The following is a 16,843-nucleotide window of genomic DNA, read 5'->3' on the forward strand; positions in this document are numbered from 1 at the left end:
GTTTACCGGCGCTATTTTCTTATTTTTAAAAGAAAAACATGCGCCTGTGCACCATTTTATTCCTATCGCTTATGCTATCTACCGCTGCTAACGCCCAACAAACACCTGTTTCAGAAATTCCCTTTGAGCTGCTGCCTTCCGGCCACCTGCTGGTAAAAGCTACTGTAAACGGCATCACCGGCAGTTTTCTGTTCGATACCGGTGCCGGTATTACTTTGTTTACCAAAAGCTTTTTCAATAAGCTGCCCTGGAGCAAACGTAAAGATGGCGGGTATACCGGCTTTCGCGCCACCGGCGAGCGGCTGGATCTGGATTTGTATGAAGTGAAAGACTTTCAGCTGGGTACTATTAAAAAAGCCCGGGAAGAAGTAAGCTGGCTGGATGTAAACCTGGGTGGTATTGATGGTATTATTTCGCTGAAGCTGCTGGAAGCCTGGCCTTTTACTATTGACTTCCGTAAAAATGTGCTGCGGCTGGATAACAGTCAGTCGCTGGCTACCGCCGAAAAAACGGCTTATTCCCTACCGCTTCAACTGGAGCAGAGCCGCAACAAGGCATTGACCATATTCACTTACTTCCGCGTAAACGATAGCCTTACCCTTCAGTTTTCGCTGGACAGCGGCGCCGGTAAAGATATTTACCGCATACACGCCCGCTACATGCAACAGCTGGGCGTAAACCCTGCCGACTCCCTGCAGGTACAACACCTGCAAAAGCAGAGCGAGTTTAACCCCGCGCATGTTACCCATATCTATACCACTACCCTGCCACAGCTGGCCGCGGAAAAAACGCCTGCTGTATCGGTACGGAATATACCCGTGCAATATGTAGATGACCTTATCTATGATGGTATTATCTGGCTTAACTGGCTGGGCAGCGTTATTACTTTCGACCTGCCACGTCAGCGGCTGCTGGTGCAGCGGTAGCATATACTGCGCTGCGCCGCCACTACCGCCTTACGCGCCTGATCTTGCCGGATGCATTACCGGTTGTACCTTTGTGTTATGGAAAGAAAGGATTTTCTGAAAGCAATGGCCATGATGCCTATTGGCGCAGCCGTAAACATCAACACCCTCAGCAGGGCCGCAGATAACCTTGCCGCCACGGAAAGAATGCCGGTGCTGTTTCTGGGGCACGGCAGCCCTATGAATGCAATTGACCACAACCCTTTCACCGAAGGTTTTGAAAAGGCCGGAGCGGGCATACCCCGCCCCAAAGCCATTTTATGTATATCGGCCCACTGGGAAACCAAAGGCACTTTTGTTACGGCTATGGAAAAGCCGCAAACCATTCATGACTTCGGAGGCTTTCCCAAAGCATTGTTTGATGTACAATATCCGGCACCTGGCAGTCCGGAACTGGCAAAAAGCACACAAGGTATTATTACCAGCACCCCCGTAGGTTTAAACTACGATTGGGGGCTTGACCATGGTTGCTGGAGTGTGGTTAAACACCTGTACCCAAAAGCAGACATACCGGTAATTCAAATGAGCATTGATTATACTAAACCTGCTGCCTGGCACTACGCACTGGGTAAAGAGCTGGCAGCCTTACGGCGTAAAGGCATTTTAATAGTAGGCAGTGGCAACACCGTACACAACCTGCGCATGGTTGCCTGGGATAAAATGCAGGTACCCAACTATGGTTACGATTGGGCTATTACGGCCAACGAAAAAATGAAGCAGATGATTACCAACAGCGATCATACTTCACTCATTCAATTCGATAAACAAGGGCAGGAATTCAAACTATCTATTCCCACACCCGAGCATTACCTGCCACTGTTGTACACACTGGGCTTACAGGAAAAAGACGAAAAAAGCAGCATATTCAATGATGCTATGGTAGCAGGCTCCCTTAACATGATGTCTGTTAAAATAGACAAAGCATGATTTGATTTTCGTAAGTAAACCTTTGAATAAAGCAACAAAAACACCATACTTCTGTGTGAGATTTGCAATACGGCTTACCAGTACACGGGTAAACCGTATTAATCGTAGATTTAACTACTTATGCAACATCTCTACATACAATACCTGGTTCTTATTCTGCTGATTCTGGCGCTGGTAATGCTGGCTAACAAACTGCGCCTCGCTTATCCTATTGTACTGGTAGTAGGCGGTCTGGCACTGAGCAGTGTGGATGGCCTTTCCAATATTACCATTGAACCCGATCTGGTGTTCTTCATTTTTCTGCCACCATTGCTTTATGATGCTGCCTGGCAAACTTCGTGGAAAGATTTCTGGAAATGGCGGCGTGTAATTGCCAGCTTTGCATTTTTAATTGTAATACTCACTTCCTGTGTAATTGCCTTCACGACTACCTGGCTTATTCCCGGCTTTACACTGGCTATGGGCTTTTTGCTGGGCGGAATTGTTTCGCCACCCGATGCTATATCTGCCACCACCATCATGCGCCGGCTGAATGCCCCACGCGGGCTGGTAAGTATTATTGAAGGGGAAAGTCTGCTTAACGATGCTTCTTCCCTTATTGTTTTCCGCTTTGCCCTGGCTGCTGTTATAACAGGGCAGTTTCACTTCGGGCAGGCGGCAGGCAGCTTCTTCGCGGTTATTATTATGGGTACGCTAATAGGGCTGGCGGTAGGCCTGGTGTTTTATGCCATACACCGCTGGCTGCCTACTACCACCCCTATTGAAATAGTGCTGAGCCTTATAACGCCATACTGCATGTACTATGCGGCAGAATCTTTTCATTACTCGGGTGTGCTGGCCGTAGTAAGCGGTGGCCTGTTTCTTTCGCACAAGCGCAACAGTATGCTTTCTTTCGAAAGCCGGTTACAAGGCATTAATGTATGGTCAGTACTGGGCTTTGTACTCAATGGCATCATCTTTCTGCTGATAGGGCTGGAACTACCGGTAATAGTACGTCAGCTGGGCGATGTAAGTCTGGGCCAGGCCATCGGCTATGGCTTGCTTATATCACTTATTTTAATTGTTACCCGTGTACTGTGTACGCTGGGTACCTCGCTGTTTACCACATTTATCAGCCGGTTTATTACGGTGGCCGATGCCAGGCCAGGCTTCAGAATGCCGTTGGTATTTGGATGGGCGGGTATGCGTGGCGTGGTATCGCTGGCGGCTGCTTTGTCTATTCCTATACTTATGGATAACGGTCAGGCTTTTCCGCAACGTAACCTGATACTGTTCATCACCTTTATAGTAATACTGGTAACCCTGGTGTTTCAGGGGCTTACGCTTCCGGCGCTGATGCGGCTTTTGAAAATAACCGATAAGTATGAGAAGATACCCCGGGCTAAACAGGAACTGCTGATACAGAAAAAACTGGCCTGGACAGCGGTGCAGCTGATTGATAAAGATTATGCACAGGAGCGCGACACCACCGAACACCTGAACAGCCTGTACCAGAAACTGCAAACCGAATTACACGCGCTACAGATGCATATTAACGAACCTAATAGCAACTACCGGATAGCGTTTGAGCAGTTCAGAACCATTTACCTGCAAATGCTGGAAGCGCAACGACAGTTGCTGCACGATATTAATCAGCTGGAAGAGTTTGATGAAGAACTGGTAAGAAAATACCATACACTGGTGGATATGGAGGAGTTTAAGATAAGAGAAAAAATGCCTTTGGATGCATAGTTAATTGGCCGGGTATGCAACGAAATAACATCCCGCACTGTCTTAGTACCCCAAAATACATTTATCTATGAAGCAACTTTCTCTGCTTTTGCTGCCATTGTTGTTATTTACTACCTCCTGCCTCAAAAGCGGCAACAAGATTAAAACGGAGGACATTACAACAGGTGAAAAATGGGGTATTCAAATTGGCAGCAGCCCGGCAGAAGTGTATGGGCAATTGCAGGAGCTGGATGAAGAAAAAAATGTTTCCGGTGTAGAAGTGATAAATATGCCGCTTTTTGATAATCCTGCTTCGGTAGGCCCTTCCATAACGCTGTACCAGATTATTTCACTGGAAGAGCAGGATGCTGCTTACCCTAACCGCGTATTGATAGCTTTTAACGATAATAAGGTAAAGGTAGCCGCCGGCACAGCCATGCCCGACTCTGTAAGCCGCTGGCCACAGAACGCCGCAGATGACAAAGCCATTATATACGGAGAAGCCATAAGTACTTTTTACGATAAACTAATGGACGTTCATGCCTCAGGTGTGCTTAATAATTATAAAATACGTTTGGGGGCAAAAGCGCTGGCAACAGCATACGACCCGCGCATGGCCACATACACCAGATGGCGCATTTCTTTTTTCCACGATGGAATATTATCCACCGCCGACCTGTACTTTAAATCAGGTGCGCTGGAACGTATTTACCACGAATACACTGAAATGTAACCACCCGAAGGCAAATTGCCGCTCCGTTTCAGATCCTTTCCTGTCCGTTTCAAAAGCCAATTTCTACCGCTCACGGATTTTTGCAGCAGCGGTAGAAATTGTACGGTTACCTTTACGCCGTATTAAACTGAAACAGGGCTATGGTACAGGTATTTTATACAAGTATTACTAATGAAACCAGCAAATCGCTGATAGCTCCCATGTTAAACAGCCTGGTAGGCAGGCAGAACTGGCACATAGACCTGGGCGATTGCGACAAGGTATTACGCATTGAAACCGGCCACGATTACTCGCTGGAAATAATAACCGCTATTCAGAATCTGGGATTTGATTGCATACCCATGTCGTTTTGTTTAAACTAAATTACCGATACCCGTTAGCAAGCAAATCAGCTTTATACAGCTGCATTTCCAGCCTGGGCAACATTTCCTTCGCCCAGCCTCTTATACGGCTGTTATTACCCCGGGCCGCTTCCTCTTCATGTAAAGCAATGGCTGCTTTATGTGCATTTACCTGGTTTACAATATAAGCACTATCAAACGCACGGCCGGTTAAGGTTTGCAACTGAAGTAAAAGCGCGGCCTGCGCCGCATCTGTGGTATCGGGTGCTGCAGCCCCCAGTTCAGCAGCCATCTGCTGCAGGTGTTTACGGGCTTCTGCATGGTGTGCAACCATCATACGCCCAAAAGATTGTACAGCAGTATCAGTAGCTTTAGTAGCAGCCAGGGTACCGGCATCTGTTTCCGCCCGGTTGCTCATGGCAGTTTTGGAAACAAAGGTTCTGTCGCGGTTGCTCACAAAATTACCATACTCATCATCATCATCGCCACAACAGGATACCGTGGCAGGAAAAGCAGCCAGCATTAATAATCGTTTCAATTGCATATATGTCCGTTTTTAAGGAGAGAGTACCATTTACCTCGCACAAATTATGCCGCGCGGCAACCCACTATAATACGGCACCTTAGATTATTTATTTTTAAAACGGAACTTTAGTACCAGCATTACAATATTTAATGCCAGCGCAAAAATATTGGTAGCAATAATGGGCAAATCGGATTTTGTTACGCCATAAAAAGTCCACAAGGCGTTTCCCGCAAGCATTACAATAAACATAAACACCGATACATCACCTGCTTTTTTAGTTTTAAAGGTTTTAATCAGCTGTGGCAGCAGGGATGCCGAAGTACAAATACCCGCAACCAGCCCCACAATTTCAATCCATTCCATACCTGGCAATATTTATTCAGAATAATGATAAATTATAATGCCACGCATATAATCCGAAAGGAACACTTTTTTTATTACCTATTTAAAACGGATAATTATGGCATTAGGAGCAACGCTTATAAAGGTGCTGAATAAAAAATATGCACTGTCTCAGATGGTAGAACAGAAGTTTAAAGGCTACGACCTGGCATTTAAAACAGATGAAGAAGGCAATGCCATTCTGTTGTTTATTGGCCAAAAAGATGAAACGGGAAATGTAAGGGGTGAACGCTATGCACGCCGCATAGTAAAAGACAAAGAAGGAGTACTGGTGAAAGACCATTGGGATTTTAAAGGAAAAGCTACCTGACGCTACAGCGCAGGTAGCACCCTGCTACCAAAATCTTCAATAAACCGCTCCTGCTGCCGGTTTACATTATGTAGAATAAGCCTGCTACACCCCGTTTCCAGGTACGCACCAATTTTATCAGTATGATATTGCAGGCTGGAGGAAACGGGTATTTTATTCTGCACCTTTTCTTTTGATATATACTGGCCCGCAGCATCAAACTGTGCAGGAAAGGCCAGATCAGCCAGCAAAGGTGAAGGAAGCAGATTATTGCGCCATTGCTCATAAGCACCTTCCAACGCTTCCTGCTCCGTTGCTGCGTAAGACAAGGCCAGCTGTATCATAAAAGGTTTGCCTGCTCCACCGCCATGGTAAAACGCATCTCTTATTTTCAACACCTCTTCCGGTTCTTGTGCCACGGTAATTAATCCATCTGCCCAACTGCCTGCCCAGGCAGCCGTTTCCGCCGTTAAAGCTGCTGCCATCAGTAAAGGCATACTGGCAGGTCTTGTATACAGGCGCGCACCTTCTACCCGCACCAGTCCGTTATGTGTTACCGTATCTCCCTTCAGCAAAGCCCTTATCACTTCTGCACTTTCCAGCAGGCGTTTGTTACGCAGTTCTTTTTCCGGCCACTCCTGCCCCGTAATATTTTCGTTCAGCGCCTCGCCGCTACCCAGCTCCACAGAAAACCGCTCCGGAAACATTTCCGCCAGCGTTGCCACCGCCTGCGCTACAATAGCAGGGTGGTAACGCTGCCCCGGCGCACATACCATACTAAACGGTAAGCGCGTAGCCTGCATAGCCGCGCCCAGCCATGCAAATGAAAAGCCGCTATGCCCCTGCCTTTCGCTCCAGGGATGAAAATGATCAGAAGAATGTATTGCTCTAAAACCAGCCCGCTCTGCCAGTACCGCCATTTTTAGCAGATAAGCAGGCGAAAATTGTTCATGAGAGGCATGGTACGCTATCTCAGCCATAAATTGTGCTATATAATTGATGAATCTGCCAGACTGTAACAGTGCTCCGGCACAACCCTCCCCCAAAAAATCATTCCCGGAATGCCTGTGTAGATGATCGGGATAGCTGTTCCACTAAATCAGACAATGGCTATAAATAAAAAAACGCCTGGCTGCCGCGCCAGGCGTTTTACAAACATCCGCCATCAGGTAGAAACCGGTGGCCAGTATCCATACAGTGAAAATAGAATACGGCACCGAAGTCACACTACACTGAACAAAATGAACAGATATTTAACTTACAAAGGATAAGCAGTATCGCTCTTGGTTTCTGATAGTACAAAGAAGCTTTGTACGGTAGTAATATTGGGCAGCCTGGCCAGCTTGTTTCGGTAAAAATCGTGGTAGGTTTCCATGTCTGAGGTAGCAATGCGGAGAATAAAATCAAACTGCCCCGTCATTTGAAAACATTCCATTACCTCCGGAAATTTAGCTACCTCAGTCTCAAAGTTATGGAGGGTTTCTGCGGTATGATCGCTCAGCAGCACATGACTGAAGGCAATCAGGCTTCTGTCAATGAGCTTCCTGTCCAGAATAGCCACAACCCTTTTTATATACCCGTCCTCTTTCAGTCGCCGCACCCGGTCGTGAATAGTGGCCACGGCCTTATGCAACTGCACCGCAATTTCTTTATTGGTTAATTCCGCATTTTTTTGCAGCAACCGCAGTATACCCATATCCGTTTCGTCCAGCCCGTTTTTCATAATGCCTGTGTTGAGAATGTAAAAATTACAGTTTTCCGGGAAAAATGGCGCTTACGCCCCCTTTATTTTCAGACAAACAGCCTATTATCCATAAAATTTACGGTTTTTCGGCAACTAATCCGAAATATAAACAATGTTCACCAGTTTTGCTTTCGCAACTAAGGCAAACAATTATGGCAATCACTTCCACATCACTCTCCTCCCCCATACAGCAGAAAATAAACCGGCTGTGGCATCTGGTGGGCAACACCCCCATGTTACAGATTAAGTATACCTGGCAGGGCCGCAGGGGTAGCATTTACGTAAAGTGTGAGCATTATAACCTTACAGGTAGCATTAAAGACCGGATGGCTTTATACATTCTTAGCCAGGCGTATAAAACCGGCGCTATACAACCCGGCGATACTATTGTAGAAGCTACCAGCGGCAATACAGGTATTGCATTTTCAGCCATTGGCAGGGCATTGGGCCATAAAGTGGTAATTATTATGCCGGATTGGCTGAGCAAAGAGCGGTTTGATATTATCAGCAGCCTGGGTGCCGATATACAGCGGGTAAGCAAGGCAGCAGGTGGCTTTTCAGGCAGCATTCAAAAAGCCGAAGCCATGCACGCTGCGGATAGCAGCTATTTTCTGCCCCGCCAGTTTGAAAACGAATGGAATGCAGAAGCACATTATTATACCACCGGCCCTGAAATAGTAAAACAACTGGAAAGCATAGGTCTTAAGCCCGATGCATTTGTGGCAGGTGTAGGCACAGGCGGCACTGTAATGGGTACAGGCCGTTACCTGCAAAGTAAATACCCCGATGCACAGATACACCCACTGGAACCTGCTGAAAGCCCCACGCTTACTACGGGCTATAAAGTAGGCAGCCACCGCATACAGGGTATATCAGACGAGTTTATACCCGCTATTGTACAGCTGGAAAATCTGGCACCGGTAGTGCAGGCGCACGATGGTGATGCTATTATTATGGCGCAGAAACTTTCGCAGGAATTAGGGCTGGCCGTAGGTATTTCTTCCGGGGCCAATGTAATAGGTGCTATTAAACTGCAGCAACAGCTGGGTATGGATGCTACTGTAGTAACCTTACTGCCAGATAGTAATAAAAAGTACCTGAGCACCGATCTGATGAAGCAGGAACCTGTGCAGCCAGGCTATATCAGCACCGATGTAACATTTACCGATTTTGAGCCCATCAGCCGGGCCAATCTGAATAGTTTTTAGTTTTAGAATAAACCATGTATATGCCTTCGTTCCGGGAGCGGAACGGGTACAAAGTAAAAGCCACCCCATTCCTGAGGCGGCTTCTTTATTACTAACACAAGTACCCGTTCCGGTTGTAAGCCGTTATAAACTCCATTTATAGCTCATGTCTTTTACTTTGCCATAACCCTCCGTAACTCTTTCCGCAGCTTTATCAATGCTACCGTTGGAAGGATCAATAGGATAACTGTATACCTTACCTGTTTTGGTAGCTTCATTCCAGGTTGCTATATATACCACCTGATTGGGCAGGGGTATGATAGCATTCATAAACGCCAGGTGAAAAAATTTCTGCAACCTTACGCAGGTAACGGTTTCGCCCGCTGGTGCCGACCATGCCGCCTCTGCCACTGCGCCGGAGTTATACTTATACAGGTACACGTTGCTATTGGAACCATACAGCAAATACTGACCTGCGTAAGCTGAAGCCAGTGTGGTTACAGCGTTAACACCAGGGCAGGCCGTCATATCAATTTTATTTACACCCACAGCAGCAGGTGCCGCATTGTAAAAATTAGATATCAGCAGGTAGGCATTGGTACTGTTACTCATAATGCTGTAATGGCAAAAGCTTGCCCCCCAATCATCCGCCTTCATATCCAGCCCTACATTGGAAGGCTCAAATTTAGTACCTGTAGCCTGGGCTGGAAAATCAACTACCGAGGTGCCGTTAACAGGAATCTGCTTGAATTTTTTGTTGGTTTTATCGTATACCACCGCGTCGTAGCTTGCGCCGTAAAAAACGGCAGACCATTTTTCCAGTTCACCATACACACCCGGAATAGCCGGCCCCAGCTTGTTGGTACGGAAGGTTCCTACCGAAGCATAATTGGCAGTATGTATTCTATTATTGTTAATGGCCAGTTCTTTTCTGGTAGGATTTACCACCATTGCTTTCAGAGACTGGCCTGCCGGAGGTGTCCAGAAAAGATCAGCAAACTGATAAAGGGTGCCGAAGGAAGATTTATCCACCCCCACCATATCATGCTCAGATGTTACCATCACTTCTCCCGAAGTAAGGGCTGCCGTAGAATGCACCAATGCTACAGGTTTGCCTGCCAATGCTGCTCCGTTAGAGCTTTTCATCAGATCTAAAAACAGCCGGGGCGTAACCACTCCTTTTTTTGAGCGGTCATCTACAATAATACCCACATCGGTAGCGCCGTCTTTTTCGTACAATACCATCCATCCGTCAGACAGTGTTTCAGACACATCCACATTAAAACGTACATAGGTTTCCACCTGGGTGGCCAGTTCCTTTACCGTAAGGTGAACAATCCATTTGCCGCCCTGCTTTGTAACAGGCTCGTTCAGTTTAATAACATGCGACAGTGTATCGCGCGAATACACATTACCACCTGTTGTTGCCTGAAATATTACCCAGGTAAAGCTCAGCTTATCTGCTACCGTTTTTTCATCAGTTACCAGCGTACCATTGAAATAAACGTCCGGGCTTATACGTAAGGTATCATTCCGGTATATAGCATAATCTGTGCGTATGTTATTAACAGTAGTATCAATTACCACTTTACCAATAGCCTGATAATCGTAATTACCCTTATCCTTATAGCAGCCCTGCATAAAACAGAACAGCACTACCAGGCCTGTTACATATTTTAACTTGTTCATACTTTTCATATTTTATCAGGGAAAAACTACCTGGATATTGTTTTCATCGTAAAGAATACCATACTGCTCATTATACTCCTGCAACGCAACCTTGCACTCCATTTTCAGCGCAGTGGCATGCGTGGCGGTAATAGTATTGGGCTCCAGATCGGGGCTGGCCGCATTGGATAAGTATACTTTAAAATCAACCATACCGGTTGTTTTAATAATAAAGGCGTATTTAACGTTGCTGTAAGCTCCAAAGTAAATATTCATGGGCCTGTAAGGTGCCGTAGCAGCATCCCAGTTATCGGGCCTGGCTACATAGTTTTTAAACGCCACCTGTAAAGTACTCAGTTCGTTAACACCAGACTCAAACAAGTCAGAAGCCTTTAACCGGAATGTAATTTTACCGGTGCTTCCTGTAAACTCGTTATAGCCAGCCGGCTTTTCAATGTATATAGCACCTGTGCCCTCGTACTGCCCTGCTTTAATAGTGTATTTACCCAGAGAATAATGCACCAGGTTGGTATCCCCCGAAACCGCTTCTAATTCAAATTGCGTATCATGATCCAGCGGGTAACCGGCAATACGATAATGAAACACAACAGAATCCTTCCCCGTTAATACGTAAGCAAAATTATACGTAAGGCTATCCGCAGGTGTCATATTGGTTCCCAGCCAGATATTCAAACCATGCTTTTGTGCGGGATAGTGCAGTTCGTCATTTTTAGTACAGGAAAAAAAAGCAAGGCAACATATAATGAATAATACTTTCTGCATAGTTGTACATTTTTATGTTATCGGTTACTGGCTCTGTCTGCCGCCTGCAACTCAGATACAGGCAACGGGAAAATATAAGCTTTCAGCGCTACCAGGTCTTTATCAGACTCCGGAATTCTGGCCCGGTTCTGCCATTTATAGTAATAGAACAACTGTCCTTCACCCATAAATTCCTTCCGGTATTCTCTGTTCATAACCGTTCTGAAATCGGTGGGCTCGGTAGTAAACGCCGCTATGCCACGCGCTCTTCTCACCGGATTTATATCACCTAACACGCTCTGGTTATTGTGATAATCGCATTCTGCCAGTATGTAATACATTTCGGAAAGCTTCAGCACTGCCAGTTTATTCTGATAATACGTTTCGGTTGAATTAGGTGCTGCGTACTTAAGCAGGTATCTTCTGTCAGCTGAAGCGCCGGTTCCTGTTTTAAACAAATACAGAAAACGGTAATCATCTGTATTACTTTCATAATAAGTAAGCAGCTGCGATGCACTCAGTGAAAATATACCGGTTCCCTCCTGCGACAGGTAATTGATAGAACGTTGTGGCAGGTTGGTAATCTGAAGCCCAAAAAGATGCTCAGGCGCTCCGCAGCGGTCAACGCTGTCGATTACATTCTTCTGTGTAGAAAAGGTAAATTTACCGGAATTAATAACCGCCTGCGCACTCAGCTTAGCCTGCTCAAAATTGCCCATATACAAATAAAGCCTGGCCAGTAAGCCTTCAACTGCATAATAGTTCAAATGCAGTTGACGGTTAATAAGATAACCATTATCATCGCCTTCCGTTACAACCCGGCCGGTTAATACAGGATCTGCCTTTAACAGTTCCTTTGCCGCCAGCAGATCGGCCAGTATAGCAGCGGCCACCTCACCCACTTTTAATTGTGCGGTTTGCCGGGCTGTGTACTTTGTAACATAAGGGATAGCCGGCTGGCTGGCATTAACCGTATAAGACGCCCCAAAACACCGCAGCAGGTCAAAATGCATAAAAGCCCGCAGGGCCAGCGCCTCCCCTTTGATAATTTTATAATTATCGCCGGTAAACACATTTTTCGCATCTATATTTTCCAGAATATTATTGGCATTGCTGATTCCCTCATACATCTTACTCCAGATGCCATCTATACGGTTTTGTGTTACCGTGCCGGTAGTGTAGATATAATTGCCATCATCTGCATACCCCGTGGCTGTAGTGGGATAGGTTGACCATTCGTGCGACAACACACCCATCATTCCATAGGTAAGCTCCTTACCATATAAAGCCTCATCGGTAAGCAAGGTATAGGTACCAGCCAGCGCCTCTTTAAAGCCTGACTCTGTTTTAAACAACTCCGATGCTTTTATCTGCGAATTGGGTTGTACATCCAGCCATTTATTGCAGGAAGAAAACAGCAACGCGCCTGAAGTGATGAGTAAGAGTAAACTGATCTTTTTCATACCTGACAATTAAAAATTGGTTTGAAGAGAAAACGAGAAAGTGCGTGCAAACGGATAATCAGTACCACGCTCCGTTTTAACGTTAGAAGCCACAAACACCTCCGTGGTATAAAAGCCCAGCTTCAGGTTTTGAAAACCATACTTTTTAATATTAAGCCACTTAAAATCGTAATACAGGTTTAAAGAAGAAAAAGTAAGGTCGCTCTTCGTCTGGTAAAACCGTGTAGTAGGCCTGGTAGTGGTACGTACGGTGTTTATCTTTTTAAAGAAAGACTGATCGCCCGGATTTTGCCAGGTATTGTTTAATACCCGTGTATCTACGTTATACGCAATATCAACATTCTCCACCCTGTTTACCAGTGTACTGTTATAATACCCTGCATCCAGCGTATAACGCATAGAAGCTGATAAGCCCCAGCCGTTGTATTCCAGGTTTACACCAAAGTTGCCGCTCAGTTTAGGATCGCTTACACCCGCAACAATCTGATCGTCTGCATTCCACTCGTACGTGGTTTTACCGTCTTTGGTCAGATACATTTCTTTACCGGTAGCAGGGTCAATACCCAGCGATGGTACTGCCCATATAGAACTCATAGATTGTCCTTCTTTATAACGCGTTTTAGGGGCCCTTACGTTTTCGGTACTTTCATCCTGCTCTTTGTTACGGCTGCTCAGCGCATCTGATATGCTTACCAGTTTATTGAAGTTGCGGGCAAAGGAAGTATTGAGGGTTACAAAAGAATGCCTTTTAGGATTGGAATACACCTGATAGCTGATAGCGCCTTCGTACCCGATAGTACGGAGCGTGCCCAGGTTTTCTTTATAGGAATTAAAGCCGGTAGAAGTAGGCAGCGTAAAATCAATCAGCAGGTTGCTGGTATTCTTCAGAAAATAATCGAACCGCGCAGTTAACCGGTTAAACAATTTCAAATCCACACCTACGTTGTATTCTCTGGCTTCCTGCCACTTCAGATTATCATTAGCCAATGCATACAGGTAGGCACCGGAAATATTATCGTACGTACTGCTGGTAAAAAAGTTATAGGTAGCCATAGCCTGGTAAGGGCTGAAGTTCTGGCTGCCGGTAGTACCTACAGAGCCCCTTACTTTAAAGTTATTGATGGCCTTCACACTTTTTAAAAGCCCTTCGTTATGCAGGTTCCAGCCCAGGCCTACCGACCAGAAATTACCCCAGCGGTTATTGGCACCAAATACAGACGAGGCATTTCTGCGCATGCTTACATCTACCAGATAACGGTTGTCGTAAGCATAGTTGGCATAGCTGATAAGGCCCACTTCTCTTTTAATAGATTCTGAGCCATAAGGCACACCATTATCGGCATATTGTTTGGCAAAGCTGATATAGTCTACCCGGTTGTTCAAAAAGCCCCACGCCGTCATACCATGCGTATCGCTGGTAAAAGCAGCCACATTCAAACCTCCGTTTACAAACACCACATGTTTACCATAGGCTTTTGTCCAGTTGGCAAACAGGTCAGAGCTTAAAGTAGAACTTACCCCATCTGTCATTGTGTACGAACCCCGTTTGTAGTAAGACTCGCCTGTCCACAAAGCAAAGCTGGTATGGTCGCCCGGTAAAAACCGCTCAGAGGAATTTCCATTATGCGTATATCCTACCCTGCCCGTAAGCTTCAGGTTCTGATGTGCCTGGTACTCCACATAAAAATTTTCGGTAATCTCGGTATACTTACTAAAATCTTTTGTTTCCAGCTGCGCATTGTACAGCGGATTAAAATAATAAATGGGCGTTGCAGAAGCACTGGACTGAAAAGTACCTAACTGCTTTCTCACCCTGCCGTATTCATCTGTAGGGGCATAGTAGGGGTTTAAATTGCTATACTCCGAAAAACTACCGTAGGGTGAATTATCAGAGGTATTAAAAGTAATGTTCAGAATGTTCCTAAAATTCAACTTCCCTTTTCTATAAGAAAGGTTAATAGAACCACCCACGTTCCGGCGGTTAGAACCCTTCATTACACCCGCTACATTGTTATAGGTAAGGTCAATACCATAACGCATGGCAGACGAACCGCCTTCTACATATACAGTATGTTTGTTACCCAAACCTGTACGCAACGGTTTGGAAAGCCAGTAGGTATTCACTCCTTCTTCAATATTTTTCAATACCGAATTATACTGCTCTCGTAAAAACTGCTGGGTAAAAGGCAGCGTGGATGTGTAACGGCCGGCATTTACTTCAACCTGTAACTTTTCGCGCGCATTGGTTAAATGATAAGATGTTAAATCAGGTGCCTCTATGTTCAGGTTGCCGTTATAAGATAACCGCATCTCTCCTTCCTTCGGACGAATGGTTTCAATTACCACTACCCCGTTAGCAGCTTTGGAGCCGTAAATAGCTTTGGCCGATGCATCTTTCAGCAACGTAACAGAAGCCACGCGGTTCATATCCAGATCGAATATTTTCTGCGCACTGGCTTCAAAACCATCCAGTATAAACAGCGGCTCGTTGGGGTTGCCGGTGTACTCGCCCTTCATATCTTCCAGGCCGGATTTACCTCGCAGGTTTAAGTTGGGCAACGCATTGGGGTTAGAGCCTGCACTCAGGTTTTCAGTAAGTACAAAAGAAGGGTCCAGGTTCTGCAGGCTTTGCAGCACGTTTTTATTACCAACCCTTTTAAGGTCATCGGCTGAATAGCTTACGGCCGCACCGGTAAAACTATTTTTTTTACGGTTGGAATAACCGGTAACAATTACCTCTTCTTTTTCGTCACTACTCTTTTCCAGGCTTATTACCATGGTAAGTTTCATATCGGGTTTCAGCACCACTTCCCGTGGCTTAAAACTGGTATGGCTGAATATCAGTGTGCCTTCCAGCTTATCCAGTGTTAATACAAACTCGCCGCTGCTGTTGGTAGCAGCGCCTACTTTACTGTTGCCTTTCAGCCGTATATAGGCATCGGCCACAGGGCGTTTGTCTTCATCTACCACCCTACCCATTAGTTTAGGTACGGGCTTCAGCGTTACTGCCGGCACCTGACCTACCACAGCACCAGGCAATATCATAAAGGCCGGCAGCAGTAACAGCAGCAGCTTTTTAATACCGCCAATCCTTCTTGCTTTCGATAACATAAGCAGTTTTGTTTTTTAATGTTTAGGAATAACGCAATTGTTGAAGTGTGTATCTGGAAGCTTTGCAATAAGTGGAAACATAGCGGTACCCCGTACCGCATAAAGCAATACTCTCATAAGCAGAAAAAAAAAATTAAAAGCAGTGAATTAGTTAAAACAAACCTTAATTACATTATTGGTAACTGAGTAAGAAAAAGCCATTTGACCAGACATGTCATTTATAAGATCGGGCAGTGTAATGCCTTCAAACCTTGCAGTATACACTTTAGCCAGCTTATCAGGTGTTGTGCCTTCGCACAGTTCCAGCACTATACCGTACCTGTTGCGGAAATTAGCCACCAGATCGCTGAACGAAGCATTGTTAAAATCCACCCGGAGTGCCATGCGGTTGATAACAGTTAACTGATCGGCTTTGCTGAGTTTACAAAATGCACTGTCGTTAAACATGAACTTAGTCATGACTGTTGCCCTTACCGTTTTCCTGGGCTCAGCCGGCTGGCTTGCAGTATCCTGCACGTTAACAGCAGCGGGTGCTGCGGCAGCATAAGCAACTGCGGGTTCAGGCAAATGTTTCTTCCCATATTGTTTCGTTTTGGTTTTTACCTTTTTTACTTCAGCATCTTTCAATAAAGCACTGAGCGTATCGGAACGGGTGCCTGCAGGCAACTGTTCCGGGGTAACAACAGCAACAGCCGTTGTTTTATCTGACTCTACCACTGCTCTTTTACCGGAGAAGTAAACAACAGAAAACAGCACAGCACCTGTTATTGCGGCTGCAGCAGCCAGCCGTGGTATGTAACGGCGTAATGCTGAGCGTTTTTGCAGAGGTACCGGTTGCAGTTGGCCTGCCTCTCTGGTATGCTCTTCCCAATAAGCTTCGAGAAAGGCTTCAAACTCAGCCTGATGCTGAGGATGCAGCAACCATTCTTCCACCATCGCAGCTTCGGATGCGGAACAGGTTTTCTCAAAATAGCTTCTCAGGAGTTCTCTTTTCACTTGCGTTGATCAGATTCTA

The 16,843-nt window shown here is 45.7% G+C and carries 16 protein-coding genes; 7 read left to right on the forward strand and 9 right to left on the reverse strand.

Annotation, left to right across the window (positions count from 1 at the left end):
- Window positions 1–38: 38 nt before the first annotated feature.
- From IEY13_RS07115 to IEY13_RS07135, 5 genes are all read left to right on the forward strand, one after another.
- Window positions 39–926 carry a retropepsin-like aspartic protease gene (locus IEY13_RS07115; RefSeq protein ID WP_188951297.1) on the forward strand — a complete coding sequence of 296 codons (888 nt, stop codon included), beginning with the start codon at window positions 39–41 and terminating at the stop codon, window positions 924–926.
- Between the two features lie 78 nt (window positions 927–1,004).
- Window positions 1,005–1,892, forward strand: coding sequence for a 4,5-DOPA-extradiol-dioxygenase (ygiD, locus tag IEY13_RS07120; RefSeq protein ID WP_188951298.1), 888 nt, complete (start codon window positions 1,005–1,007; stop codon window positions 1,890–1,892).
- Between the two features lie 120 nt (window positions 1,893–2,012).
- Window positions 2,013–3,623: a Na+/H+ antiporter gene (locus IEY13_RS07125; protein WP_188951299.1), complete on the forward strand. Its 1,611-nt coding sequence runs from the start codon at window positions 2,013–2,015 to the stop codon at window positions 3,621–3,623.
- Window positions 3,624–3,690: 67 nt separating this feature from the next.
- On the forward strand, window positions 3,691–4,335 hold the full coding sequence (locus tag IEY13_RS07130; RefSeq protein ID WP_188951300.1) for a hypothetical protein: 645 nt from the start codon (window positions 3,691–3,693) through the stop codon (window positions 4,333–4,335).
- Window positions 4,336–4,475: 140 nt separating this feature from the next.
- Window positions 4,476–4,697: a hypothetical protein gene (locus tag IEY13_RS07135; RefSeq protein ID WP_188951301.1), complete on the forward strand. Its 222-nt coding sequence runs from the start codon at window positions 4,476–4,478 to the stop codon at window positions 4,695–4,697.
- Window position 4,698: 1 nt separating this feature from the next.
- Here the strand turns inward: IEY13_RS07135 and IEY13_RS07140 are convergent, their stop codons facing one another.
- Together IEY13_RS07140 and IEY13_RS07145 are read right to left on the reverse strand one after the other, a co-directional pair.
- On the reverse strand, window positions 4,699–5,220 hold the full coding sequence (locus tag IEY13_RS07140) for a DUF4142 domain-containing protein (protein ID WP_188951302.1): 522 nt from the start codon (window positions 5,218–5,220) through the stop codon (window positions 4,699–4,701).
- An 84-nt stretch (window positions 5,221–5,304) separates the two neighbouring features.
- Window positions 5,305–5,565, reverse strand: a complete 261-nt coding sequence (locus IEY13_RS07145) for a SemiSWEET family sugar transporter (protein WP_188951303.1) — start codon at window positions 5,563–5,565, stop codon at window positions 5,305–5,307.
- Window positions 5,566–5,662: 97 nt separating this feature from the next.
- Here IEY13_RS07145 and IEY13_RS07150 point away from each other — a divergent pair, with 97 nt between their 5' ends.
- The gene (locus tag IEY13_RS07150; RefSeq protein WP_188951304.1) at window positions 5,663–5,914 is read left to right on the forward strand and encodes a hypothetical protein; all 252 of its coding nucleotides are present in this window, start codon (window positions 5,663–5,665) and stop codon (window positions 5,912–5,914) included.
- Window positions 5,915–5,916: 2 nt separating this feature from the next.
- Here the strand turns inward: IEY13_RS07150 and IEY13_RS07155 are convergent, their stop codons facing one another.
- Together IEY13_RS07155 and IEY13_RS07160 are read right to left on the reverse strand one after the other, a co-directional pair.
- On the reverse strand, window positions 5,917–6,873 hold the full coding sequence (locus IEY13_RS07155; protein WP_188951305.1) for a TIGR03885 family FMN-dependent LLM class oxidoreductase: 957 nt from the start codon (window positions 6,871–6,873) through the stop codon (window positions 5,917–5,919).
- A 278-nt stretch (window positions 6,874–7,151) separates the two neighbouring features.
- The gene (locus IEY13_RS07160) at window positions 7,152–7,616 is read right to left on the reverse strand and encodes an Lrp/AsnC family transcriptional regulator (RefSeq protein ID WP_188951306.1); all 465 of its coding nucleotides are present in this window, start codon (window positions 7,614–7,616) and stop codon (window positions 7,152–7,154) included.
- A gap of 173 nt (window positions 7,617–7,789) precedes the next feature.
- On the opposite strand from IEY13_RS07160, the gene IEY13_RS07165 reads away from it, so the two are divergent.
- Window positions 7,790–8,845 carry a PLP-dependent cysteine synthase family protein gene (locus IEY13_RS07165; protein WP_188951307.1) on the forward strand — a complete coding sequence of 352 codons (1,056 nt, stop codon included), beginning with the start codon at window positions 7,790–7,792 and terminating at the stop codon, window positions 8,843–8,845.
- A gap of 123 nt (window positions 8,846–8,968) precedes the next feature.
- Here IEY13_RS07165 and IEY13_RS07170 read toward each other — a convergent pair whose 3' ends face one another.
- The 5 genes from IEY13_RS07170 to IEY13_RS07190 all read right to left on the reverse strand — a co-directional run bounded on the left by IEY13_RS07170 (window position 8,969) and on the right by IEY13_RS07190 (window position 16,824).
- Complete coding sequence (locus tag IEY13_RS07170) at window positions 8,969–10,513, reverse strand: PKD-like family lipoprotein (protein ID WP_188951308.1); 1,545 nt, start codon at window positions 10,511–10,513, stop codon at window positions 8,969–8,971.
- A 15-nt stretch (window positions 10,514–10,528) separates the two neighbouring features.
- A complete protein-coding gene (locus IEY13_RS07175; protein ID WP_188951309.1) occupies window positions 10,529–11,275 on the reverse strand; it encodes a DUF4843 domain-containing protein in 747 nt (248 codons plus the stop codon).
- 17 nt (window positions 11,276–11,292) lie between these two features.
- Window positions 11,293–12,717, reverse strand: a complete 1,425-nt coding sequence (locus tag IEY13_RS07180) for a RagB/SusD family nutrient uptake outer membrane protein (RefSeq protein ID WP_188951310.1) — start codon at window positions 12,715–12,717, stop codon at window positions 11,293–11,295.
- Between the two features lie 9 nt (window positions 12,718–12,726).
- Complete coding sequence (locus IEY13_RS07185; RefSeq protein ID WP_188951311.1) at window positions 12,727–15,828, reverse strand: SusC/RagA family TonB-linked outer membrane protein; 3,102 nt, start codon at window positions 15,826–15,828, stop codon at window positions 12,727–12,729.
- Window positions 15,829–15,975: 147 nt separating this feature from the next.
- On the reverse strand, window positions 15,976–16,824 hold the full coding sequence (locus IEY13_RS07190) for a hypothetical protein (RefSeq protein WP_188951312.1): 849 nt from the start codon (window positions 16,822–16,824) through the stop codon (window positions 15,976–15,978).
- Window positions 16,825–16,843 lie beyond the last annotated feature (19 nt).

It is taken from the genome of Filimonas zeae (assembly GCF_014641615.1).
Taxonomy (GTDB): Bacteria; Bacteroidota; Bacteroidia; order Chitinophagales; family Chitinophagaceae; genus Filimonas; species Filimonas zeae.

Bases quoted from the DNA above. Each gene is read 5' to 3' on its own strand.
- IEY13_RS07170 (WP_188951308.1), bottom strand. From the start codon at position 10,513: ATGAACAAGTTAAAATATGTAACAGGCCTGGTAGTGCTGTTCTGTTTT.
- IEY13_RS07125 (WP_188951299.1), top strand. From the start codon at position 2,013: ATGCAACATCTCTACATACAATACCTGGTTCTTATTCTGCTGATTCTG.
- IEY13_RS07155 (WP_188951305.1), bottom strand. From the start codon at position 6,873: ATGGCTGAGATAGCGTACCATGCCTCTCATGAACAATTTTCGCCTGCT.
- IEY13_RS07160 (WP_188951306.1), bottom strand. From the start codon at position 7,616: ATGAAAAACGGGCTGGACGAAACGGATATGGGTATACTGCGGTTGCTG.
- IEY13_RS07130 (WP_188951300.1), top strand. From the start codon at position 3,691: ATGAAGCAACTTTCTCTGCTTTTGCTGCCATTGTTGTTATTTACTACC.
- IEY13_RS07180 (WP_188951310.1), bottom strand. From the start codon at position 12,717: ATGAAAAAGATCAGTTTACTCTTACTCATCACTTCAGGCGCGTTGCTG.
- IEY13_RS07115 (WP_188951297.1), top strand. From the start codon at position 39: ATGCGCCTGTGCACCATTTTATTCCTATCGCTTATGCTATCTACCGCT.
- IEY13_RS07140 (WP_188951302.1), bottom strand. From the start codon at position 5,220: ATGCAATTGAAACGATTATTAATGCTGGCTGCTTTTCCTGCCACGGTA.
- IEY13_RS07185 (WP_188951311.1), bottom strand. From the start codon at position 15,828: ATGTTATCGAAAGCAAGAAGGATTGGCGGTATTAAAAAGCTGCTGCTG.
- IEY13_RS07150 (WP_188951304.1), top strand. From the start codon at position 5,663: ATGGCATTAGGAGCAACGCTTATAAAGGTGCTGAATAAAAAATATGCA.
- IEY13_RS07135 (WP_188951301.1), top strand. From the start codon at position 4,476: ATGGTACAGGTATTTTATACAAGTATTACTAATGAAACCAGCAAATCG.
- IEY13_RS07175 (WP_188951309.1), bottom strand. From the start codon at position 11,275: ATGCAGAAAGTATTATTCATTATATGTTGCCTTGCTTTTTTTTCCTGT.
- ygiD (WP_188951298.1), top strand. From the start codon at position 1,005: ATGGAAAGAAAGGATTTTCTGAAAGCAATGGCCATGATGCCTATTGGC.
- IEY13_RS07165 (WP_188951307.1), top strand. From the start codon at position 7,790: ATGGCAATCACTTCCACATCACTCTCCTCCCCCATACAGCAGAAAATA.
- IEY13_RS07145 (WP_188951303.1), bottom strand. From the start codon at position 5,565: ATGGAATGGATTGAAATTGTGGGGCTGGTTGCGGGTATTTGTACTTCG.